This is a genomic window from Amycolatopsis lexingtonensis, from assembly GCF_014873755.1.
Lineage (GTDB): Bacteria > Actinomycetota > Actinomycetes > Mycobacteriales > Pseudonocardiaceae > Amycolatopsis > Amycolatopsis lexingtonensis.
The window spans coordinates 5,209,092-5,230,529 of sequence record NZ_JADBEG010000001.1; the positions used below are offsets into that span (position 1 = coordinate 5,209,092).

The window sequence follows — 21,438 nt, forward strand, 5'->3', positions numbered from 1 at the left end:
GGTGGCAGCCATGAACCCCACCTACGAAGGCCGCCCGCTGCCCCGGCCGCGAGACGAGGTCGTCGACCAGGGTCTCGGCTTCGACATCGCCACCCTGCTCAGCCGCCGCCGGGCGCTGCGGTTCCTCGGCCTCGGTGCGGCCGGCGCCGTGCTGACCGCCTGCGGGACTTCGGCCACCACCACGTCGGCTGCCTCCTCGACCGCGGCAACGGCGTCGGGCGAGATCCCGGACGAGACCGCCGGCCCGTACCCGGGCGACGGCTCCAACGGGCCCGACGTACTGGAGCAGAGCGGCGTCGTCCGCTCCGACATCCGGTCCAGCTTCGGCACCGGCAGCGGCACCGCCGAAGGCATCCCGATGACGCTCGAGCTGGTGGTCGCGGACCTGGCCAAGGGCGGCTCGCCGTTCGCCGGGGTCGCCGTGTACGTCTGGCACTGTGATCGCGAGGGCCGGTATTCCCTTTACTCGCAAGGGATCCAGGACGAGAACTACCTGCGCGGCGTCCAGCTCGCCGACGCCGGCGGCCGCGTGCGCTACACCAGCGTCTTCCCCGCCTGCTACGACGGCCGGTGGCCGCACATCCACTTCGAGGTGTACCCGGACCAGGCCTCGATCACCGACAGCACGAAGGCGATCGCCACGTCCCAGGTCGCGCTGCCGCAGAACGTGTGCGAGGCGGTCTACGCGCAACCGGGGTACGAAGCGTCGGTCTCCAACCTCCGGAAGGTGAGCTTGAGCAGCGACAACGTCTTCGGCGACGACAGCGGCGCGCTGCAGCTGGGGACCGTGACCGGCGACGTGACCAGCGGCTACACGGTCACGCTCAAGGTCGGCGTCGACACCACGACGACCCCGGCGGCCGGCGGCGGCCCGGGCGGACCGCCGCCGTCGCGCTAGTTGCCCGGCTTGAGCTCCTCGAACAGGTGCAGCAGCTGCTCGGGGATCTCGCCGCCGAACACGCTCTCGATGAGGACCGCCTCGTCGACCGGGGTCGCGCTGCGGGTGAACATGGCTTCCTCGTACACCGCCAGCGCCTCTTCGACCGGGTGCGCGGCGAGCGCCTGGCCGAGTTCGGCGCCGTCGAGCATGGCCAGGTTGGCGCCTTCGCCGTTCGGCCCGGCGAGGTGGGCGGCGTCGCCGACGAGCGTCACCCCGGGCACGCGCTCCCACCGCAAGCCGATCGGCAGGGTGTGGTGCGGGCGCAGCACCGGCCCGGAATCGGCGGCGGTGAGCAGCGCGGTGAGCTCCGGGGCCCAGCCCTCGAACTCCGCCGCGATCCGGGCGGCGGCCGCGGCGGGATCGGCGAAGTCGATGGCGTCGAACCACTCGAGCGGCCGCTCGAGTTCGACGTAGGCGTGCAGGGTGTCCCCGCTTTCCCGGTGCGCGTTGATCCCCTGCCCCGGCGTGGGCCCGTTGACGAACATCGCCCCGCCGCCGACCGCCTTCGCCACGGCGGTGTGCCGGGTGTCGGCGTCGAAGAGGTAGGTCTCGGCGAAGGCGGTCCCGGCGTACTCGGGGGTCGCCGGCGTCAGCAGCGGGCGCACCCGCGACCAGGCGCCGTCCGCCCCGACGAGCACCGCGGCTTCGACGGTGGTCCCGTCGGCGAAGACCACCTCGTGCCCGGGCCGGACTTCCGCGACCTTGTGTCCCCAGTGGACAGTGCCGGGCGGAAGTGAGTCGAGCAGCATCTGCCGCAGCTCGCCCCGCTGCACCTCGGGACGACCGCCGGTGCCGTCGTCGGCCTTCTCGAACAGGAGTTTCCCGTTCGCGTCCAGGACCCGCATCGCCTGGCGGCCCTCCAGGATCAAGCTTTGGAACTCGGTCATCAGCCCGGCCGCCTCGACCGCGAGCTGGCCGTTGTAGTCGTGGATGTCCAGCATCCCGCCCTGCAGCCGCGCCATCGGGGACGCTTCGGCTTCGTAGACGACGGACTCGATGCCGTGGGCGTGCAGCACGCGGGCGAGGGTGAGTCCCCCGAGCCCGGCGCCGACGATCGTGACTGGGGTGCGCATGGCGGCTCCTTCGGTCTCTGGAATTACGTTCCAGAGCTTGTCGGGAGCCGCTGGCAGGCGGCGCACACGGACCTGGCAGGGCCCTGGCAGGTCAGTGGGCGTGCCACCAGGGCACGTCGGTGTCCCCGAAGAGCAGGACGAACAGCGAGACCGGAAACCGGCCGTCCGCCGGCGCGAAGTCGAAGTCGAAGTCGACCGTCGTCTCGACTTCCTCCGCGCTCAGCAACCGGACCCCCGCCTGCCCCGCTTCGGTGACGATCCGCTCCTCGGCCGGCGGCCGGCCCTCCTCGACGCCGGTGATCACGTCGGCGCGGCCGACGGCCAGCTCCAGACCGCGAACCGGAAGGACAAGAAACCTTTTCTGGCCCGGAACCGGAACTGGGATCCGCTCCCGCTGCCGGACATCACGAGACCGATCTCCTGGCCGTTCCTGAAGCCGTCGCTCTTCAGGAGATCGGCGTTCGCGAAGTGGGACGTTCTCGGCCTCGACTTCGTCCGGCAGCCGCGGTTCGTCGCGGTCGCCGTCCCGATGGACTTGGACACCTCGAAACCGCCGCCGTTCCTGGTGCACTTCGAGCACATCCCCGGCCAATTGGCGGAGGAGCACCTGTTCACCCACTTCCGGCCGCTCGGGTTCGACTGGCTGTACTACGACATCTGGAGCTGGCTGGTGTACCACGCACGGCTGGTGTCCGACGACAACTTCGACGCCGACATGCCGTTCTTTTCGAAGCAGCAGGGTTCTTTCGGATTTTCCTACCAGCTGCGGCACGCGAACAAGCCGTACGTCATCGTGCTGCCCCAGATCAGCCGGGTCTTCGACCAGGCCACCAAGCAGCTCCGCGACTACCAGCTCTACTCGGCGGCGACCCTGCGCAAGATCCTGCTCGCGATCCAGGGCGACATCCTGCCGATCCACGACGACACCCTCTCCCACGTCGCGATCTCCGCCAACAGCAGCGGGTGCAACGTCCTCGCGAAGTTCCTGGTCGACAACGTGGCCGCGGCGAAGCGCGATCCGAAGGTGGGAACCTTCATGAACGACGAGTTCAACGAACTCTTCGTCCTCGATCCGCGCGGGGACTTCGCCGACCCGATGATCGCCGCCATGGGCGGCGCCAAGGCGAACCCGCTCAAACGGGGGAAGCACGGGCTGGCGGAGTCCCCCGACAAGCGGGTTTCAGTGGCGTACCTGCCCTTCGACGCACGCGACGGCAACGACGTGTGGCAGCAGACCTACGACGAACACCAGCCGGACGGCGACCTGCGGGTGAACAACCTCGAGTTCGTCCACCACGCGATCCCCGCACTCTGCCTGACCGACGCGGCGGCGCGCAGCCTCTACGTGTGAGATCGGCGTCGTCTACGGTAAAGGGCTGAACGACGAGCACGGCGACGACAAGGTGATGGGTGAAGGAACGCGAGTTGCGGCGCCGCTGCCGGCGGTTGCTGAACGAACTGGGCATCCGGCCCCCGCTCGACGTCGTCGAGCTGTGCCGGAGCGTCGGGGAGCAGCGCGGGCGGCCGATCCGGCTGATCCCGCACCGGATCCCGGTGCCGGGCCCGTTCGGCGCGTGGATCGCCACCGAGCGGGCCGACTACATCATCTACCAGCGCGACACGAGCAAGGCCCACCAGAGCCACATCATCCTGCACGAGCTGGGCCACATGCTGGCCGGTCACCATGCCACCGCGGAGGACGACAGCCTGGTCGCCGGCCTGACCCCGCCGGGGCCGCACCCGGACCTGACGCCCGAGCCGGTCCGGCGGGCGCTGCTGCGGACCTCCTACGACAGCGACCACGAGCGGGAAGCCGAGACGGTCGCGACGATCATCCTGGAATGGGCGTCCGTGCTGGACCTGGTCGCGCCGGCGTCGTCGGACGAGGACACCGCGCAGCGGATCGAGAACGCACTGGGCGAACGGCTGGGGTGGCTGTGAACAGCAAGATCGCACTGCTCGTCGTCCAAGGGGTCATCCTCTACCCCGCTCTGCTGTGGAAGCTCTACCAGCTCAGCCGCGCACCCGAGAACATCGCGCGCTGGATGGTCACCGCCTGCCTGGCCTGCTTCGCGGCGTCCTTCCCCCTCGGCCTCCTGGCGGGGGACGTGAACCAGCCGGACCCCGGGGCGATCGTGCCGCTGCTGTTCCAGCACGTCTTCCTCTGCGGGCTCGTCTACTCCCTGATGTGCTTCTTCCTGTTCTCGGCGCTGCCGCCCGCCCGCGCCCGGCGGCGGGCGTGGTGGGAAGCGGTGCCGCTGGGCACCACGATCCTGGTGATGGCGGCCGTGGCGGTGCTCATGCCCGGCGGCCCGCCGTCGACGTACCCGCGCGCGGGCGTCTCGGTCTTCTACCTCGCGGCCGACCTGTACCTGACCTACGGCATCGCGAGCGCGTGCTTCCTCGCCCGGCGCTACGCCCGGGGCGCCGCACCCCGGCTGGCCCGCGGGCTCCTGATCGCGTCCGTGGGCTTCGCCTTCGGCGCGGTGGGCGGGGCGACGCTGGTCGCGGTCGTGCTGGTGCACTGGGCGGGCGCGGCGATCCCCGCGCTGCTGGTGCAGGCCACGGTCTTCCTGGTGTTCCCGAGCGCGATCCTGCTCGTGGTCGGCCTGTCCTACCCCGGCGTCGCCACCCGGCTGGCCGCGACCCGCGTGTGGTGGCGGCACCTGCGCACCTACCACCGGCTCGGTCCACTGTGGACACGACTGCACGAGGCGTTCCCGGAGGACGCGCTGAGCCGGACCGCGCCGAGCCCGTGGCGGGACGCCCTGAGCGTGTTCGGCGTGCACCGCCGCTACTACCGCCGGGTCATCGAGTGCCGGGACGGGCTGGTGCGGATCAGCCCGTACCTCGCCCACCTGCCGCACGACGGTTCGCTGGCCACGCGGCTCACCGAAGCGCTGCGCGCCCACGCCCGCCGTGAACCGGTCCCGGACACGGGGATGCCGGTCGCGGTGCCGGAGGGCGGCGGCCTGGACGACGACGTCCGGGAGCTGGTCGCGCTTTCGGAGTCGCTGGGGACGGTCACCGCGTGACGCGGTAGGTCAGCGGACGAGCCAGGGAGCGAGCAGCTTCTCCAGATCCGCGTCCGACAGCGCCCGCGGCCCACCGTGGAACTCGTGCCACCGCGCGGCGTCACACGCGGCCGCGTACTCCACCTCGAAGGCGCGCATCAGGACGTACATGAACGTCACCGAGCTGAACCGCTCACCCAGCAACGTCCGCGCCTCACGGGCGACGTCCGTGGCGCCGGTGAAGTCCGCGAGCCGAAGCTCCTCCGCAGCCGGGTCCAGCAGGCTGGGGGCATACATCACGACAAACACTCCATCATCGAAAGGAAAACTCAGCCCTCGGCAGCAAGCTGCCCACAGGCGGCGGCGATCTCCTGGCCGCGGGTGTCCCGCCCCGTGCACGCTACTCCGCCGGCGTTCACCAACCGCACGAACTCCCGCTCCACCGGCTTCGGCGACGCATCCCCCTTCGAACCCGGCGTCGGTGTGGCGAAACGCGCTGCCCGCTTCCGCCCGCAGCGAACCACGCAGTACCCGGAGACGTAAGTCCTGACGCCCAGGAGCACTTCGGCCCTGCCGAGGACAGGCCGTCTTCGTCACGGTGAGAGCCGGGCGACCAGGACGGACGGCGTTCAAGGGCTGTCCGCGGCCGGCTTCAGGACTGCCGATGAGGAGACCGATCGTGACTACCGACGATTCCGGCACGCCTCGGATCATCCAGGGTGGCATGGGGGTGGCGATCTCGTCCTGGCCGCTGGCCAGAGCGGTGTCCCGGACCGGCCAACTGGGAGTCGTCTCGGGCACCGCTCTCGAAATCGTGTGCGCACGCCGGCTGCAGCAAGGCGACCCCGGCGGCCACGTCCGCCGTGCGCTGGCGCACTTCCCCCTGCCCGGAGCCGCCGACCGGATACTGCGCACCTACTACGTCCCGGACGGCAAAACCCCGCGGGCCGGGTACCGGCCGGTGCCGCGGTTCACCCTGAACCCGTCGGCCGCACTGCGGGAGCTCACCATCGCAGCGAACTTCGTCGAGGTGTTCCTGGCCAAGGAAAACCACGACGGGCCGGTCGGGATCAACTACCTGCGCAAGATCGAACTGCCGATCCCGTTCGCCTGCTACGGCGCGATGCTGGCCGGTGTCGACCACGTGCTGATGGGCGCCGGCAACCCCGCCGACCTGCCCCTCCTCCTGGACCGCCTGGCCCGCCACGAACCGGTCACCCTGCCGGTCCGGGTCCAGGGCGCCACCTCGGCCGACGGCGACTTCGCCATCCACTTCGACCCGCGGGACCTCGCCATCGACGACCGGCCGGTGCTGCGCCGGCCACGCTTCGACGCGATCGTGGCCTCGGTCGACCTCGCCACCGCGCTGGCCGCCGATCCCACCACGCGGCCCGACGGATTCGTGGTCGAGGGCCACTCCGCCGGCGGTCACAACGCACCGCCCCGCGGACCACGCCGGCTCGACGCACAGGGGCAACCCCTCTACGACGACCGGGACATCGTGGAACCACGGCAAATGGCCGGCATCGGCCTGCCGTTCTGGATGGCCGGCTCGTACGGCACTCCGTCCGGCCTCACCGACGCGCTGGCCGGCGGCGCGGCCGGAGTGCAGGTCGGCACCGCGTTCGCCCTGTGCCGCGAGTCCGGCATGGCCGACGAGTACAAGTACCGCCTGCTCGACCAGGCGGCCCGAGGACAGGTCGACGTCCGCACCGACGCCCGCGTTTCACCCACCGGCTTCCCGTTCAAGGTCGCCCAGCTGGCGGGCACCCTCTCCGACGAACAGGTCTACGCCGACCGGCAGCGCGTCTGCGACCTCGGCGTGCTGCGTTCCGCCTACCGCAAACCCGACGGCACGATCGGCTACCGGTGCCCGTCCGAACCCACGGCGGTCTACCAACGCCACGGCGGACGACCGGCGAACACCGTCGGCCGGCGCTGCTTGTGCAACGCACTGCTGGCCACCGCCGATTTCGCCCAGCAACGTCCCAGTGGCTACACCGAGCCCGCGATCGTCACCACCGGCGCCGATTACACCGCGGTACACGACCTCATCGCGCAGCTGCCCGCCGGCGACCGCACCTACACCGCCCAGGCTGTTGTCAGCTATCTGCTCGGCGACCAAACACTGTGACGCAGTCCGCTGATCGGTCGGCTTTCGAGCTGTTCGGGTCCCGCGCCAACGAAGTCACTGACGCACGCCTCGGACGGCTGGTTCGATGATCAGCGGTCAAGCCACGGCGCGAGCAGCTTCTCCAGGTCAGCATCCGACAGCGCCCGCGGCCCACCGTGGAACTCGTGCCACCGCGACGCGTCGCACGCCGCCGTGTACTCCACCTCGAACGCCCGCATCAGCACGTACATGAACGTCACCGAGCTGAACCGCTCACCCAGCAACGTCCGCGCCTCACGGGCGACGTCCGTGGCGCCGGTGAAGTCCGCGAGCCGAAGCTCCTCCGCAGCCGGGTCCAGCAGGCTGGGGGCATACATCACGACAAACACTCCATCACTGAAAGGAAAACTCAGCCTTCGGCGGCGAGCTGACCGCAAGCCGCGGCGATCTCCTGGCCGCGCGTGTCACGCACCGTGCACGCTACTCCGCCGGCGTTGACCAGCCGCACGAACTCCCGCTCCACCGGCTTCGGCGACGCATCCCACTTCGAACCCGGCGTCGGGTTCAAGGGGATGACATTGACGTGGACCAGCTGGCCCAGGTGCTTGCGCAGCCGCTTCGCGAGCAGCTCGGCCCGCCACGGCTGGTCGTTGATGTCCCGGATCAGGGCGTACTCGATCGAGACCCGACGACCAGAAGTATCGGCGTAGTACCGCGCGGCGGAGAGCACCTCATCGACCGACCAGCGCTCGTTCACCGGCACCAGCGTGTCCCGCAGCTCGTCGTCCGGCGTGTGCAACGACACCGCCAGCCGAACCTGCATCTTCTCATCGGCCAGCTTCCGGATCGCCGGCGCCAGCCCCACGGTCGACACCGTCACCGACCGCTGCCCGATCCCCAGCCCACCCGGCGCCGGATCCGTGATCCGCCGGACCGCGGCCACCACGCGCTTGTAGTTGGCCAGCGGCTCGCCCATCCCCATGAAGACGATGTTCGACAGCCGTCCGGGGCCGCCCGGCATCGTGCCGTCGCGCATGACCGCCGCCGCCGAGCGGACCTGGTCGACGATCTCCGCCGTCGACAGGTTTCGATCAAGCCCGCCCTGGCCAGTCGCGCAGAACGGGCAGGCCATGCCGCAGCCCGCCTGGCTCGAGATGCACAGGGTCGCGCGGTCCGGGTAGCGCATCAGGACGCTCTCCAGCAGCGTGCCGTCGTGCGCCCGCCACAGCGTCTTGCGCGTCGCGCCGTTGTCGGCCGCCAACGCGCGGACCTCGGTCAGCAGCGTCGGCATCAGGTCGGCGACCAGCTTTTCGCGGGACGCCGCCGGGATGTCCGTCATCTCCGCCGGGTCGACCGTGAGACGGGAGAAGTAGTGGTTCGACAGCTGCTTCGCCCGGAACGGCTTCTCCCCCAGCTCGGCCACGGCGGCGGCGCGCTCGGCCACCGAAAGGTCGGCGAGGTGGCGCGGCGGGAGGCCGCGCTTGGGGGCGTCGAAAACGAGGGGGAGGGCAGTCATAACCGGTTAAGTGTCCCACGCCCCCGAAACCCCCGCCCGGCCCGCCCCGGCCGGGTGTCCGCCGGGTCACACCCCAGCTCGGTAGCCTCTCGGCATGAATCCGGGGGAAAGCGACGCCGGCATCGCCGAGGCGATGGCCGAAGCCCTGCGCGCGGGCGCGGGAGCCGGCTGGACGAACGCCACGCTCCAGCTGCGGCACACCGGCGGGTCCGTCTCGTGCACGGCGTGGAGTGACGTGCGGGACTCCCTTCGCGTCGACTACACGTCGATCGCGAGGCGGCTGTTCGAGCTGCCGCCCGCCGTGCTGGAAGTGCGGCTCGACGTCGCGGGGACCTACAGCTTCACCGCCCGGCCGGACCTCACGGCCGTCTCGCCGGGGCAGCTCGTCTTCGACCCGGACTTCCGCTATCCCGGGCACCCTCTGCCGGGGCTGCCGCGCCCGGCGGCCGCCGAACCGACCGGCGCGCCGACGGATCCCCGGGTGCGCGCCGAGGTCTTCCGGCTCACCGGCCAGTACGCGGAGGCCTACACCCGCATCAAAGGCACGGCTCCCCCGTGGCCCGCGGGGAAGACCGAAGCGGAGCTGGCCGGCGCCGAGGCGCGCATGGGCGTCCGGCTGCCCGAGGACCTGCGGGCGCTGTACCTGGTGGCGGACGGCGATCCCCGGGAGACCGGCCTGCTCGGGCCCTACTCCCACGACCCGCTGGAGCGCGTCGTCGACAACTACCTCGAGGGCGCACCCGGTTCTTACGGCTGGGAAGACGCGCTGGACGACGACGGCGTCGTGTTCGAGACCGTGCCCTTCGGCCACGTGAAGCGCCTGTCGCGCAACGACTGGTGGATCACCTTCGGCGGGGACCGGGCGATGAACTACCTCGCGGTGGACGTCGACCCCGCCGCGCGGGGGCACGCGGGCCAGGTCCTCGAGTACGGCCGCGACATCTACGGCCCGCTGCGCTACGTGGCGACGTCGATCACCGCCATGCTGACCGAAGTCGTGACAGCGCTGCGGGCCGGGCGCTTCGACGACCCGGGCGGGCAGTACCTGGTCGCGGAGACGGATCTCCGCGACGCCGCCGAGCGGTCGTACAACGAGGTGGTCTCGAAGGCGGCCGAGCTGGACCTGCCGTCGGTGGTGGCCGGGCTGCCCGGCCGGGAGCTGGTGCAGGAGGTCTACCTGAACGACGCCGCCGACGTCGACCTGGCCGTGTTCGCCCCGCTGACGTCGTTGCGGCGGCTGAGCGTCAACCGCGCCGCCGCCGTCACCGCGTCCGTCGGCGGCCTCGGCGCGCTGGAATCGGTGCAGCTCGAGGCCGGAAGCGCCGACCTCGCCGGGCTCGCCGCGCACCCGGTGCTGTGGGACCTGCAGCTGGAAGGCGTTCAGGAACCGCTCGACCTGGGGGTGCTGCGCACGCTGCCCCGGCTGGCGAGGCTGCACCTCGCCGGCTCGACGGTGCCGGACCTCGGCCAGGTCGCCGATCTCCCCGGCCTGCGCGTGCTGGGGCTCGACGCCGGGCAGGTCCGCCGGCTGCTCGACCTCGGCCGTCCCCTGCCCCGCCTCGCGGCGCTGTTCGTCTCCGGGCGGACGACGCTGCCGGAGATGGCCGAGCTGCGGTCCGCGCTCGGAGCCGGCCGGGCGGGCCCGGTGACCGAGTTCTCGGCCGTGCTGCCCGGGCGTCACTGACGACGTGCTTCACATCGCGCCTTGCGCCGCGACCAGCCGCGTCATGTGCGGTGACGGGCGCACGCCCAGCTCGCGGTGCAGCAGCGCCCGGTAGTGCTGGTAGTGCCGCAGCGCCGAGCCGCCGTTGCCCTGGGCCAGGTGGGCCGCGATCACCGTGCGGTGAGCGCTTTCCCGGACCGGGTCGATGCCGATCGCCGTGAACGCCGCTTCCAGCGCGGCCAGGTGCGCGCCGGCCGTGATCAGGTGCTGGGCGATCGCTTCCAGCGCGTGCAGGCGGACCTGCTCCCAGCGCTGCCGTTCCGGGGCCAGCCAGTCCTCGGTCCAGTCGGGCAGCAGGTCGCGGGACAGCGCGTCGACGAGCCCCTCCGGCGCCGGGCGGGCCGAAGCGCCGACGACGTGGTGGGCCGCGTCGAGCGCACCGCGGAAGTCGACCGGGAGCGCCGGGGCCAGCCGCAGGTGGTCGACCGGGGTCTCGACGACCGGGGCGGCCGTGGAGCGCCGGACGTGCCACAGCGCCTGGCGCAGGTTGGCCGCCGCGCGCTGGCGGCGGCTCTCCGGCCACAGCCGCTCGGCCGCCGCGTTGCGGTTCACCGCGGCGCCGTCGCGTACTGCCAGGAACGCCAGCAGGCGCTGCGCCGCCCGCGGCAGCGCGATCCGCTCGCCGCCGTCCAGCAGCTCGAACCGGCCCAGCAGCACCAATTCCACGCCGGGTCTGTCGCCCTCGTCCATCGCGGTCCCCTCGTCTGGCGCCGGCGTCGTTCGCCGGTCTCCGAGCATGGCACCGGCGGTGTCTCCGGGGCGTCTCGCCGCCCTCTCACGCCGCGTCCGGACCGCCGTGCCCGCGCCGGCGCCCCTCAGTCGTGCGCGGGCTTGACTGGTCACCCGGACGGGACCGGGCCGCGACGGCGCGTCGCCGGACTCCCCGGGGAACGCGCGCCCCGGGTCGCCAATGGCCCAACGGCACTGGTCCGCCCCGGTTTAGCCCATCGTGTGACGCCCGACGGCGCGCGGCACGCGGAACCGACGTCCGCGCGACGGCGACCCCGGAAGGTCGGTGCCGAGGGCCGCACCGGCCCAGCCCGAACCGAGGAGCGGAAACCATGACGGACGGACAGCTCAAGAGCGTCGACATCCAGATCGCCGCGGAGGACCTGGAGACCCTGAAGAAGAACGGCTACCAGCTGTGCTTCGCGAAGAAGGTGAACGACACCTACAACGTGGTGTGGGAGTCGGCCGACAAGTACCTCGCCGACAACACCTTCTCGTGGCAGCCGCTGTACGAGCTGTTCGGCAGCAACAAGTTCGAGAGCAGCGTCGGCGTGAAGGTCTCGACGAACCGGGTCTCGATCGGCCTGGGTGACGAGTCGGTGCTGGACTCGAGCGGCGTGCTCGGGGAGTCCTCCTCGGGCGGCCCGGCGACCGGCATCACGCTGGTCAACGACTACGGCACGATCCACCCCGGGCTGTGCGCGTTCTCGACCAACCTCGACGGCAGCACGTCGACCAGCCCGATCTACGTGGCCGAGAAGGCCATCGTCACCGGCTCGGACGTGCTGACCCCAGTGGAGTGCGTGCAGGTCTGGTTCGAGCAGAACGTCACCACCAGCACGATGTTCAGCACCGCGCGGTCCAACGCGATCGAGATCGACCTCACCGAGGTGAACTCGGCGGCCCGGCTCTACAGCAAGGGCGAGTGGACGACGCCGCGGGTGAGTTCGCTCTACGTCGACACGAAGGCGATCGTGACCATCATCGCGGCGCTGACCGCGGCGGTCAGTGTCCAGCAGCTCCTGGCCAAGATCACCTCGAAGCTCACCGGGGTGTACCAGGACATCCAGGTCGACGTGAAGGCGGCGGGCGGAAACAGCGTCAGCATCGTGTACTCCGAGAAGCCGAAGCTCTCCGCGATCCGGGGGAACCAGACGCGACTGCTGCTGCGGAACCCGGCCGTCGTCGACCAGCTCGCCGGGTTCACGCTCGAGGCGTTCGCGCAGCTGAACGCCGGCTACGTCTCGCTCACCGCGACGGCGGCCGCCTGATCCGCGGCGCACGGGCGGCCTTTACGGTGAAACCGGACGGGCCGCCCGGGCGTCCGAGGTCCGACGAAAGAGGTGAGCCCGTGTCCTTCCGGCACAGCGTCCTGGTCCTCGTGGCGCTCTTGAGCGCCGCGGCCTGCAGCACATCGACCGCGGGGCAGGCCCAGCCCGTCCCGACGGTGACGGCGGCCGCGGGGCCGCAAGCGGTCGTCGGGACCATGCGCGTGACGTTGCCGGTGGGCGCGACCTACACCGAGCACAGCCAGGACGGCCTGCTCGACGGCTGTGTCGCCGAAGGCACCACGGTCTGCGAAGCGCGGCTGCTGGACCTGCGCGAAGCGACGTCGGACCCGAACGCGCCGATCAACCTGCCGAGCGCGAAGCGGCCCTTCGGCTGGTACACCGGCACGGACGTGCCGACGTGCATCACGGCCGCGTCGCCGCCCGGGGAGGCCGCCGAAGCGACCGGCAGCAACCTCCTCGAGTCCGGCTTCAAGCCGATCGGGCCGAAGAAGGCCGAGTACGGCCGGTGGGCGGTCACCTGCAAGGACGAGACGCAGAACAACCAGGTCCGGATGTGGTGGCTGCCGACGAGCAAGATCCTCGTCGTTCAGTACGGGGCCTTCCCCGGCTGGGACCAGAAGATGGACACCCTCCTCGCCGGCGCCACCTTCGCTTAGGCGGTCACGTCCAGCGCGGCCCGGATGATCGCGTCGGTGTCGATGCCGTGGTACCGGTACACGTCCTCGAGCGAGCCCGACTGGCCGAAGCCCGTGACGCCCAGCGCGACCGACGGGACCCGGTTGACCCCGGCGAGGAACGCCAGCGTGTGCGGGTGGCCGTCGAGCACCGTGACCAGCGGCTTCGCCCGCGAAGCCGGGAAGACCTGGTCGAGGATCCACGACTCGCCGCTTCCCCGGCCGGAACGGGCCTGGAGCGCCTCGAACAGCAAGCCGGGGCTGGTCACGCAGACGACATCGGCCTCGATGCCGACCTGGGCCAGCCGCTCGGCCGCCGCCAGGGTGTCCGGGACCAGCGCACCCATCGCCGCGAGGGTGACCGAAGGCGCCGAAGCCCGTCGCAGCAGGTACGCGCCCGCCACCACCTGGCGGCGACGGCGTTCGCGCGCCGCCGGGTCGGCGGGCACCGCGGCCAGCGTCTGGTCGACCGGGCGGGTCGAGAGGCGGAAGTACGACGACGTGCCGCCCGGCTTGCCGAGCCGGCCGAGCGCGGCCAGCAGCGTCCACTCGGTGTCGATCGCGAACGCCGGTTCGTAGCTGACGCAGCCGGGCTGCTCGATGCCGATCGACGGCGTGGTGATCGACTGGTGCGCGCCGCCTTCCGGGGCGAGCGTGACGCCGGACGGCGTGCCGATCAGGATCGACTGCCCGCCCGCGTAGATACCGAACGACCACGGCTCCAGCGCGCGCTCGACGAACGGGTCGTACATGACGCCGATGGGCAGCAGCGGTTCGCCCCACCGGCTCCAGGTGGCGCCGAGCTCGCCCAGCAGGCCGACCAGGTTCGTCTCGGCGATGCCCAGCTCGACGTGCTGGCCGGTGGGCTTCTCCCGCCAGTGCATGATCGTTTCGGGGTCGTCTTCGAACCAGTCGTGGCGCTCGGTGGCCGACCAGACGCCGACCTTGTTGACCCAGCCGCCGAGGTTGGTCGTCGAGCTGACGTCGGGGCTGACCGTCACCACGCGCTTCGCCGCTTCGGGCGCTTCGCGCGTCAGGTCGAGCAGGACGCGGCCCAGCGCCGCCTGCGTCGTGGCGGTCCCGGACGGCGTGCGCCCGATGTCGGCGGGCAGCTCCAGCGAAGGCAGCGAAGGAATGTCGGGGCGGCTAAGGCGCGAAGCGACTTCGGCGCACAACGCAGCTTCAGCCGAGTCGGCCGCGAAGCCCTCCCACGGCGAAGCGAGGTCCGTCCCCAGCGACGACGCCAGCTCTTCCATCTGCGCGACGGTCAGCAGCGACGAGTGGTTCTGCGGGTGCCCCTGCGTCGGGAGGCCGCGGCCCTTGACGGTGTAGCAGAAGATCACCGTCGGCCGGCTGTCCGAAATGGACGCGAAGGCGTCGTCGAGCGAGCCGAGGTCGTGGCCGCCGAGGTTGCGGATCGCGGCCAGCAGCGTCTCGTCGTCGAGCGAGGCGACCAACGACGCCAGCGCGGCGTTCCCCGCGGGCAGCCGGTCGCGGACCTGAGCGGCGTCGCAGCGCAGCAGCCGCTGGTACTCCGGGTTCGGCATCTCGTCGATCCGCGTGCGCAGTTCCGCGCCGCCGGGCCGGGTGAACAGCTCTTCCAGCAGCCGCCCGTACTTCAGCGTCAGCACCTGCCAGCCGGCGGCGTCGAACATGCCCTGCAGCCGTCCCGCCGCGATGTTCGGCACGACGCGGTCGAGCGACTGGCGGTTGAGGTCGACGATCCAGACGATCTCGCCCAGCTCCGCGACGCCCGGGTCGAGGATGGCCTCCCAGATCGCGCCCTCGTCCAGCTCGGCGTCGCCGACCAGCGAGTACTGGCGGCCGGTGCCCGCGGACGAACCGCGGGCGGTCAGGTAGCGGCGGGCCAGCGCGCCCCAGATCGGGGCGGTCGCGCCGATGCCGACCGAGCCGGTCGAGTAGTCGACGGGGTCGGGGTCCTTGGCGCGGCTCGGGTAGCTCTGCAGGCCGCCGAATTCGCGCAGCGTCGGCAGGTAGGCCTCGTCGAGCTCGCCGAGCAGGTAGTTGATCGCGTGGAGCACCGGCGACGCGTGTGGCTTCACCGAGACGCGGTCCTCGGGCCGCAGGTGCCGGAACCACAGCGACGTCATGATCGACACGAGCGACGCGCACGACGCCTGGTGGCCACCGACCTTCAGCCCGGACGGGTTGGGCCGGACGCGGTTGGCCTGGTGCACGATCGCCGTGGCGAGCCACAGCACCCGCTGCTCAATGGAGGCGAGCGTGCCCGTCGCCGGAGCCGCCGGGGTGGCCTGAGTCATCGTCGACACCTTTCGTGCAGGAAGCACCCCCAGAACAGCACTGGTGAACGCTTCGCACAACCGATGCCGATCCGGCTGCGCAGAATGCACACCGGAACCGGACGGCTCAGGCCTCCGGGTGCGCAGAATGCACGCGCTCCAGCAGGGGCGTCAGGCGGTAGGGAACGAGCTCGCGCATGACGAGCGAGATGTTCGTCCGCTCCACTCCCGGCGAGGCGAGGACGCGCCCGGCGATCCGGTAGAGGTCGTCCGCGTCGACGGCGACGACCTGCACCATCAGGTCGCTCGCCCCGGTCAGCCCGCACACCTCGGTGACCTCGGGGATTTCGGCGAGCGCCGCGGCGATCTCGGCGAGGCGGCGCTGGTCGACCTGCGCGTTGACGAACGCGCGCAGCGGGTAGCCCAGCCGCGCGGGGTCGATGCAGCGCTCGAACGACCGGAGCGCGCCGCGCTGCTCCAGCCGCGCGAGCCGGGCCTGCACCGTGTTGCGGGACAGGCCCAGCCGCTCGGCCAGCGCGACCGCGGTGGACCGGGGGTCCTCCCCCAGCGCCTGGAGCAGGCGCGCGTCGATCTCGTCGATGGTGTCGGGCACCGCCCGATCCTCTCAGCCCAAGTACTTCTTGAGGTCGTCGAGGACCTTCATCGCCCCGATCGGGCCGAGGCCGAGGAACCACACCGAGTCGTCGACCGGGATCGCGTGCTTCGCCTTGACCGCGCTCAGCCCGGCCCACAGCCCGCTGCCCGTGACGGCCTTCTCGTCCGCGCTCGGGCCCGCGCCGAGGCTGGAGTAGAAGATCCAGTCGGCGTCGGCCTCGTCGATGCGCTCCTTGGAGATCTGCGCGGCGAGCTCGTTGATGTCCTGGTTGGCCGGGCGGCCCAGGCCGGTGTCCTTGAGGATGACGCCGATGAAGGACAGGTTGCCGTAGAGCCGGATGCCGGTGGAGTGGAACCGCAGCAGCGAGATCTTCGGCGCGCCCTTGACCGCGGCCTTCACCTCGTTCGCGCGCTTCTGGTAGTCGTTCAGCAGCCCGGTCGCCTGCGTCTCCGCGCCCAGCGAAGCGCCGATCAGGAGCAGGTTCTCCTTCCACGGGAACCCGGGGCGGATGCTGAACACCGTCGGCGCGATCTTCGACAGCTGCGGGTAGAGGTCGTTCGCGCGCAGCTTGCTGCCGAGGATCAGGTCCGGGGTCAGCGCCGCGATGGCTTCGAGGTTGAGGTTGCTGACCCCGCCGACGGCCGGGATGCCCTTGGCGCGGTCGGCGAGGTAGGCCGGCACGTCGTTCTGCCCGGCGTTGGTGGCCATGCCGACCGGGGTGATGCCGAGCGCGAGGACGTCGTCCAGCTCACCGCTGTCGAGCACGACGACCCGCGACGGCTTCTTGTCCAGCTTCGTCTTGCCCAGCGCGTGGGTGACGGTCCGCGGGAAGACGCCGGGCCCGACGTCCGCGCCGAGCTTCGCGGTCTCGGTGTCCGCAGTGGAGAACAGCCGGCCGCCGGTGGCGACGTCGGTGTCGCCGACGCCGGAGGTGCTCGGCTTCTCGGGCTGGCCGCAGGCGGCGAGGAGCGTGCCGGCGGCGAGCAGCGCGGCCAGGCGAGTCCACTTAGGACGCATCGGGGGTTCCTTCTTCTCGGGGAGTGGCCCGCCGCCTGCCGATCGGGACGACCAGCGGCGTGGCGGAGACCGGGTCGGGGATGACCCGGCAGGGCATGCCGAAGACGTCGGCGACGAGCTCGGCGGTGAGGACGTCGGCGGGCGCGCCCTCGGCGGCGATCCGGCCGTCCTTCATCGCGATCAGGTGGTCGCCGTAGCGGGCGGCCAGGTTGAGGTCGTGCAGGACGATGACGACCGTCCGGCCGTCCTCGGCGTTCAGCTCGGCCAGCAGGTCGAGGACCTCGACCTGGTGGGCGATGTCGAGGAACGTCGTGGGCTCGTCGAGCAGCAGCAGCGGCGTCCGCTGCGCCAGCGCCATGGCGATCCAGACGCGCTGGCGCTGCCCGCCGGACAGCTCGTCGACCGGGCGGTCGGCCAGCTCGACGGTGTCGGTCGCGAGCATCGCCTTCGCGACGGCGTCGTCGTCTTCGGCGCTCCAGCGGCGGAACATCCCCTGGTGCGGGTAGCGGCCGCGGCCGACGAGGTCGGCGACGGTGATGCCCTCGGGGGCGGTCGGCGACTGCGGCAGCAGGCCGAGCACGGTGGCGACGTCCTTGCTGCGCCACGTCGTGATGGCCTTGCCGTCGAGGTAGACCGCGCCCGCGGTCGGGGTGAGCAGGCGCGCGAGGCCGCGCAGCAACGTCGACTTCCCGCAGGCGTTGGTCCCGACGATCATCGTGACCTTGCCTTCGGGGATCCGGACGGAGAGGTTCTTGACCACGCGAAGCGGCCCGTAGCCGAGCTCGAGGTTCTCGGTGTGCAGTGTCACGGCGTTCCTCTCACACGCGCCCGGCGCGGTTGGCGGTGGCCAGCAGCCACAGCAGGTACGGCGCGCCGACCGCGCCGGTGACGACGCCGACCGGCAGCTGCTCGCCGAGCAGGTGCTGGGCCGCGAAGTCGCCCAGCAGCACCACGAGCGCGCCGGTCAGCGCGGCGGGGACGAGCCCGGCGCGGGCGCCGCCGACGAGCCGGGCCGCGATCGGGTTGGCCACGAACGCGACGAACGAGACGGGCCCGGCGGCCGCCGTCGCGAAGGCGGCGAGCGCGACGGCGACCAGGAGCAAGGTGAGCCGGTTGCGCTCGACGCGGAGCCCGAGCCCGGCCGCGGTGTCGTCGCCGAGCTGCAGGCCGGTCAGCGCCCGGCTCTGCACCAGTGCCAAGGGCAGCAGGACGACGAGCGCGGCGGCGAGCGGTCCGGCGTGGTCCCAGCCGCGGCCGTTGAGGTTTCCGGTGAGCCAGATCAGCGCCTGCTGGGCGAGGGTGACGTCGGCCCAGGTCATCAGGTACGAGACGACGCTGGTCAGCACCGCGCCCACGCCGACGCCGACCAGGACGAGCCGGTAGCCGTGCACGCCGCCGCGGCGGGACAGCAGGTAGATCGTGGCGCCGGTGAGGACCGCGCCGGCCAGCGCCGCGGCCGAGACCACCACGCCCGAGGCCTCGAAGAGCACGATCGCCACGACCGCCGCGGCGCTCGCGCCCTGCGTCACGCCGATGACGTCCGGGCTCGCGAGCGGGTTGCGCAGGAGGCGCTGGAAGAGCGCGCCTGCCGTGCCGAACGCGAGGCCGACGAGCAGGCCGGTGACCGCCCGCGGCAGCCGGAGTTCCGTGACGACGTAGGCCGCGCGGCCGACGCCGTCGCCGAAGAGGAGACCGGGGAGGTCGCCGAGCGGCACCGGGAAGTCGCCCACGGCCAGGGAAAGCGCGAAGACGGCCACGATGGCGACCGCCAGTCCCGCCGACACCCCACGGGCCCGGACCGCTCCGCGCCGGCGTGCGGCGGCGACCAGCTCGACGGCGCTCACACCGCCACGACCTTCCGGCGCCGCACCAGGAACACGAACACGGGCGCGCCGACGAGCGCGGTGATGATCCCGACCTGCACCTCGGCCGGGCGCGCGACAACCCGGCCGACGACGTCGGAGATCAGCAGGAGCAGCGGCGCGAGCAACGCCGAGTACGGCAGCAGCCACCGGTGGTCGGGACCGGTGAGCAGGCGGGCGGCGTGCGGCACGGTGAGCCCGACGAAGGCGATCGGCCCGGCGATCGCCGTCGCCGTCCCGCACAGCACGACCACGGCGAGCGCGCACACCAGCCGTGCGAGCGGGACGTTCTGGCCGAGCGCGCGGGCGACGTCTTCGCCGAGCGCGAGGGCGTTGAGCAGGCGGGCGGCGACGAGCGCGAGCACCACGCCCGTGACCACGAACGGCACGGCCTGGGTGACCGTCGCGGCGTCGCGGCCGGTCAGGGAGCCGACCTGCCAGAAGCGGTACTGGTCGAACGTCGTGGCGTCGGTGAGCAGGAGCGCGCTGGTCACCGACCCGAGCGCCGCCGTCACCGCGGCGCCGGCCAGCGCGAGCTTCACCGGCGTCGCCCCCGCCCGGCCGAGGGAGCTGATGCCGTAGACGACGGCCCCCGCGGCCGCCGCGCCGGCGAAGCCGAACCAGACGTACCCGCCGACGCTCGTGAGGCCGAAGGTGCCGATGCCGAGGACGACGAAGAGCGCGGCACCCGCGTTGACGCCGAGCAGGCCCGGATCGGCCAGCGGGTTGCGCGTGGCGCCCTGGATGACGGCGCCGGACAGGCCGAGCGCGACGCCGGCGAGCACCCCGGCGAGCGTGCGCGGGAGCCGGAGTTCGCGCACGACGAGGTGGTCGGGGTTGCCCGCGTCGAAGTGGAAGAGCGCGTCGAGCACGGTGCCCGGGCTCAGGCCGCGGGTGCCGACGGCGATGCTGAGCAGCACGGCGGCGGCCACGGCCGCGGTGAGGACCACCAGCCCGGCCGTGAGCGGGAGCGAGCGGGTCCGCACTGGTCGTTACCTCTGCTAACAGGTCTTTAGGCTTGCCTACCCTATGCGTACGAACTTGAGCTCTCAAGTTCCGTGAGCGGCATCACCGGAAGCAGGTTGTCATCCGACCGTTTCCGATATATCGTGAACGTGTCGCAACAGTTCGAGAAAGGAACACAGACATGCGTAGGCAACGACACCCCTTCGCCCACGAACGTGGGCGCACCCCCTTCGGGCCCTTCGGTGGCTTCGGCGAGTTCCCCCCGGGTTTCGGCCCCGGTGGACGCGGTCGCGGCCACGGACCGGGCCGGCGGGGTCACGGCGGACGGCGCAGCCGCCGCGGTGACGTCCGCGCCGCGATCCTGGCGCTGCTCGCCGAGCAGCCCCGGCACGGCTACGAGATCATCCGCGAAATCGGCGAGCGCTCCGGCGGCTTCTGGCGGCCCAGCCCCGGCTCGGTCTACCCGACGCTGCAACTGCTGGCCGACGAAGGCCTGGTCATCAGCAAGGACGAGCACGGCAAGAAGCTCTTCGAGCTGACCGACGCCGGCCGCGCCGCCGCGGAGCAGCAGGACAGCACCCCGCCGTGGGAGCAGATCGCGCAGGACGTCGACCCGACCGAGGTCGGGCTCGCCAAGGCGGGCAAGAACCTGGCCGCCGCCGTCGTGCAGATCATGCGCGCGGGCACCGAGAGCCAGCAGGCCCGCGCGGCCGAGGTGCTCAACGACGCCCGGCGCTCGCTCTACGGAATCTTGGGTGAGGACGAAGACGAGTCCTCGGCGCCCGGAGAGGCAGCCGAGTGACCTGGCAGGACGAGGCCGGTGGGCTTGCGCCGCGCGTGAACGCGGTAGCCCACCGGCAGCGTCAGGTCTTCGGCGCGATTCCCGTTACGCTGCAAGGACTCCGTGATCGCCTGTTCGGCGACGGGCTTGCTGAACTCGATCTTCAGCACCGCTTCGAGGTCCGCGGCGGTCGCGAAACGCCACTCGGTGGCGACCCGGCGTAGGCCGAACCCGGCGCGAGCGAAGAACCGCTCGACCGCGACCGGGTCGTAGTGCGGCAAATCGGCGCGCATCCAGCCGCCGTAGGGCTCGCCGGTCACGTCGAGGTCGACGATCAGGATCTTCCCGCCCGGCCGCAGGACCCGTTCCGCCTCCGCCAGCCCGGGTTCGCACCCCGGCCCGAAGAAGTACGCCGTGCGCGCGTGCACGACGTCGACGCTCGCGCTGCGCACCGGCAGCCGCTGGGCCCGGCCCATCCGGACGTCCACGTTCGACAGTCCCTCGACGCGCTTCAGCGCGCTTCGCACCAACGGTTCGTGCGGTTCGACGCCGAGCACGGTCCGCGCGTCCCGGGCGAAGACCGGCAAGTGGAAGCCGTCGCCGCAGCCGACGTCCAGCACGTCCCGGCCGGTCCAGTCGCACTCCTCGCGCAGCACGCGCCAGATCTCGCCGCCGCTGTCCTGCGCGCGGTTCTCCCGCTCGTAATCGGCCTGGTAGTACCAGATGTTGGGGCTCGGCACGACCTCCGCGCGCCGGGACGACCACCGCACCCCGCTGCTCCTTCCGGGTCCTCGTCGCCGTCCCGTGCTCTCCCGGTGGCGAATTCTTGGCGGAAACCACACGGATCGCGCCTAGAATCCG

General features: G+C 71.8%; 21 protein-coding genes and 1 pseudogene. 9 read left to right on the forward strand and 13 right to left on the reverse strand.

Annotated features, from left to right (window positions below):
* The first annotated feature begins 10 nt into the window (after positions 1–10).
* Entirely contained in the window at positions 11–898 is an 888-nt protein-coding gene (locus H4696_RS23290) for an intradiol ring-cleavage dioxygenase (RefSeq protein WP_086858193.1), read from the forward strand.
* Here H4696_RS23290 and H4696_RS23295 read toward each other — a convergent pair.
* Positions 895–2,013 (reverse strand): FAD-dependent oxidoreductase, encoded by a 1,119-nt coding sequence (locus H4696_RS23295; protein ID WP_086858194.1) that lies wholly within the window; start codon positions 2,011–2,013, stop codon positions 895–897. The genes H4696_RS23290 and H4696_RS23295 overlap by 4 nt on opposite strands.
* A 100-nt stretch (positions 2,014–2,113) precedes the next feature.
* Here H4696_RS23295 and H4696_RS23300 point away from each other — a divergent pair, with 100 nt between their 5' ends.
* From H4696_RS23300 to H4696_RS23310, 3 genes are read left to right on the forward strand one after another with little or no spacing between them, the layout of a single operon-like run.
* Positions 2,114–3,364, forward strand: coding sequence for a hypothetical protein (locus H4696_RS23300; protein WP_192782493.1), 1,251 nt, complete (start codon positions 2,114–2,116; stop codon positions 3,362–3,364).
* A gap of 59 nt (positions 3,365–3,423) precedes the next feature.
* Positions 3,424–3,954 carry a hypothetical protein gene (locus tag H4696_RS23305; RefSeq protein ID WP_086858198.1) on the forward strand — a complete coding sequence of 177 codons (531 nt, stop codon included), beginning with the start codon at positions 3,424–3,426 and terminating at the stop codon, positions 3,952–3,954.
* Positions 3,951–5,048, forward strand: a complete 1,098-nt coding sequence (locus tag H4696_RS23310; RefSeq protein ID WP_086858199.1) for an MAB_1171c family putative transporter — start codon at positions 3,951–3,953, stop codon at positions 5,046–5,048. The genes H4696_RS23305 and H4696_RS23310 overlap by 4 nt, the downstream gene beginning before the upstream one ends.
* A gap of 9 nt (positions 5,049–5,057) precedes the next feature.
* Here H4696_RS23310 and H4696_RS23315 read toward each other — a convergent pair whose 3' ends face one another.
* Positions 5,058–5,324, reverse strand: a complete 267-nt coding sequence (locus tag H4696_RS23315) for a hypothetical protein (protein WP_086858204.1) — start codon at positions 5,322–5,324, stop codon at positions 5,058–5,060.
* A gap of 32 nt (positions 5,325–5,356) precedes the next feature.
* Positions 5,357–5,509 (reverse strand): annotated as a pseudogene (locus H4696_RS23320) (dual-specificity RNA methyltransferase RlmN); the annotation flags it as partial.
* A 197-nt stretch (positions 5,510–5,706) separates the two neighbouring features.
* Here H4696_RS23320 and H4696_RS23325 point away from each other — a divergent pair.
* Positions 5,707–7,161, forward strand: a complete 1,455-nt coding sequence (locus H4696_RS23325; protein WP_211299651.1) for a nitronate monooxygenase — start codon at positions 5,707–5,709, stop codon at positions 7,159–7,161.
* An 89-nt stretch (positions 7,162–7,250) separates the two neighbouring features.
* Here H4696_RS23325 and H4696_RS23330 read toward each other — a convergent pair whose 3' ends face one another.
* On the reverse strand, positions 7,251–7,517 hold the full coding sequence (locus H4696_RS23330; protein ID WP_086858205.1) for a hypothetical protein: 267 nt from the start codon (positions 7,515–7,517) through the stop codon (positions 7,251–7,253).
* Between the two features lie 32 nt (positions 7,518–7,549).
* The gene (gene rlmN, locus H4696_RS23335) at positions 7,550–8,656 is read right to left on the reverse strand and encodes a dual-specificity RNA methyltransferase RlmN (protein ID WP_192782494.1); all 1,107 of its coding nucleotides are present in this window, start codon (positions 8,654–8,656) and stop codon (positions 7,550–7,552) included.
* 94 nt (positions 8,657–8,750) lie between these two features.
* Between rlmN and H4696_RS23340 the strand changes: the two genes are divergently transcribed.
* Positions 8,751–10,340 (forward strand): SMI1/KNR4 family protein, encoded by a 1,590-nt coding sequence (locus tag H4696_RS23340; RefSeq protein ID WP_192782495.1) that lies wholly within the window; start codon positions 8,751–8,753, stop codon positions 10,338–10,340.
* A gap of 9 nt (positions 10,341–10,349) precedes the next feature.
* Here H4696_RS23340 and H4696_RS23345 read toward each other — a convergent pair whose 3' ends face one another.
* Positions 10,350–11,069: an AfsR/SARP family transcriptional regulator gene (locus H4696_RS23345; protein WP_086855901.1), complete on the reverse strand. Its 720-nt coding sequence runs from the start codon at positions 11,067–11,069 to the stop codon at positions 10,350–10,352.
* A gap of 371 nt (positions 11,070–11,440) precedes the next feature.
* Between H4696_RS23345 and H4696_RS23350 the strand changes: the two genes are divergently transcribed.
* Entirely contained in the window at positions 11,441–12,379 is a 939-nt protein-coding gene (locus H4696_RS23350; RefSeq protein WP_086855900.1) for a hypothetical protein, read from the forward strand.
* A gap of 80 nt (positions 12,380–12,459) precedes the next feature.
* The gene (locus H4696_RS23355) at positions 12,460–13,056 is read left to right on the forward strand and encodes a hypothetical protein (protein ID WP_086855899.1); all 597 of its coding nucleotides are present in this window, start codon (positions 12,460–12,462) and stop codon (positions 13,054–13,056) included.
* Here the strand turns inward: H4696_RS23355 and H4696_RS23360 are convergent.
* The 6 genes from H4696_RS23360 to H4696_RS23385 form a co-directional block, all read right to left on the reverse strand.
* Positions 13,053–15,356 carry a transketolase-like TK C-terminal-containing protein gene (locus H4696_RS23360; protein WP_086855898.1) on the reverse strand — a complete coding sequence of 768 codons (2,304 nt, stop codon included), beginning with the start codon at positions 15,354–15,356 and terminating at the stop codon, positions 13,053–13,055. The genes H4696_RS23355 and H4696_RS23360 overlap by 4 nt on opposite strands.
* 106 nt (positions 15,357–15,462) lie before the next feature.
* Complete coding sequence (locus tag H4696_RS23365) at positions 15,463–15,948, reverse strand: Lrp/AsnC family transcriptional regulator (protein WP_086855897.1); 486 nt, start codon at positions 15,946–15,948, stop codon at positions 15,463–15,465.
* A gap of 12 nt (positions 15,949–15,960) precedes the next feature.
* Entirely contained in the window at positions 15,961–16,968 is a 1,008-nt protein-coding gene (locus H4696_RS23370; RefSeq protein ID WP_143264900.1) for an ABC transporter substrate-binding protein, read from the reverse strand.
* Positions 16,958–17,776: an ABC transporter ATP-binding protein gene (locus H4696_RS23375; RefSeq protein ID WP_086855896.1), complete on the reverse strand. Its 819-nt coding sequence runs from the start codon at positions 17,774–17,776 to the stop codon at positions 16,958–16,960. The genes H4696_RS23370 and H4696_RS23375 overlap by 11 nt, the downstream gene beginning before the upstream one ends.
* A gap of 10 nt (positions 17,777–17,786) precedes the next feature.
* Positions 17,787–18,812 (reverse strand): FecCD family ABC transporter permease, encoded by a 1,026-nt coding sequence (locus tag H4696_RS23380; protein ID WP_143264899.1) that lies wholly within the window; start codon positions 18,810–18,812, stop codon positions 17,787–17,789.
* Positions 18,809–19,816, reverse strand: a complete 1,008-nt coding sequence (locus H4696_RS23385) for a FecCD family ABC transporter permease (protein ID WP_143264898.1) — start codon at positions 19,814–19,816, stop codon at positions 18,809–18,811. Before H4696_RS23385 ends, H4696_RS23380 begins: the two co-directional genes overlap by 4 nt.
* 161 nt (positions 19,817–19,977) lie before the next feature.
* Here H4696_RS23385 and H4696_RS23390 point away from each other — a divergent pair, with 161 nt between their 5' ends.
* The gene (locus H4696_RS23390; protein WP_086855895.1) at positions 19,978–20,598 is read left to right on the forward strand and encodes a PadR family transcriptional regulator; all 621 of its coding nucleotides are present in this window, start codon (positions 19,978–19,980) and stop codon (positions 20,596–20,598) included.
* Here the strand turns inward: H4696_RS23390 and H4696_RS23395 are convergent.
* Positions 20,538–21,347 (reverse strand): class I SAM-dependent methyltransferase, encoded by an 810-nt coding sequence (locus tag H4696_RS23395; protein ID WP_086855894.1) that lies wholly within the window; start codon positions 21,345–21,347, stop codon positions 20,538–20,540. The two genes, H4696_RS23390 and H4696_RS23395, sit on opposite strands and share 61 nt — an antisense overlap.
* Positions 21,348–21,438 lie beyond the last annotated feature (91 nt).

Coding starts and splice junctions, on each gene's coding strand:
- H4696_RS23290 (WP_086858193.1), top strand. CDS start 11: ATGAACCCCACCTACGAAGGCCGCCCGCTGCCCCGGCCGCGAGACGAG.
- H4696_RS23295 (WP_086858194.1), bottom strand. CDS start 2,013: ATGCGCACCCCAGTCACGATCGTCGGCGCCGGGCTCGGGGGACTCACC.
- H4696_RS23315 (WP_086858204.1), bottom strand. CDS start 5,324: ATGTATGCCCCCAGCCTGCTGGACCCGGCTGCGGAGGAGCTTCGGCTC.
- H4696_RS23330 (WP_086858205.1), bottom strand. CDS start 7,517: ATGTATGCCCCCAGCCTGCTGGACCCGGCTGCGGAGGAGCTTCGGCTC.
- rlmN (WP_192782494.1), bottom strand. CDS start 8,656: ATGACTGCCCTCCCCCTCGTTTTCGACGCCCCCAAGCGCGGCCTCCCG.
- H4696_RS23340 (WP_192782495.1), top strand. CDS start 8,751: ATGAATCCGGGGGAAAGCGACGCCGGCATCGCCGAGGCGATGGCCGAA.
- H4696_RS23345 (WP_086855901.1), bottom strand. CDS start 11,069: ATGGACGAGGGCGACAGACCCGGCGTGGAATTGGTGCTGCTGGGCCGG.
- H4696_RS23350 (WP_086855900.1), top strand. CDS start 11,441: ATGACGGACGGACAGCTCAAGAGCGTCGACATCCAGATCGCCGCGGAG.
- H4696_RS23360 (WP_086855898.1), bottom strand. CDS start 15,356: ATGACTCAGGCCACCCCGGCGGCTCCGGCGACGGGCACGCTCGCCTCC.
- H4696_RS23370 (WP_143264900.1), bottom strand. CDS start 16,968: ATGCGTCCTAAGTGGACTCGCCTGGCCGCGCTGCTCGCCGCCGGCACG.
- H4696_RS23390 (WP_086855895.1), top strand. CDS start 19,978: ATGCGTAGGCAACGACACCCCTTCGCCCACGAACGTGGGCGCACCCCC.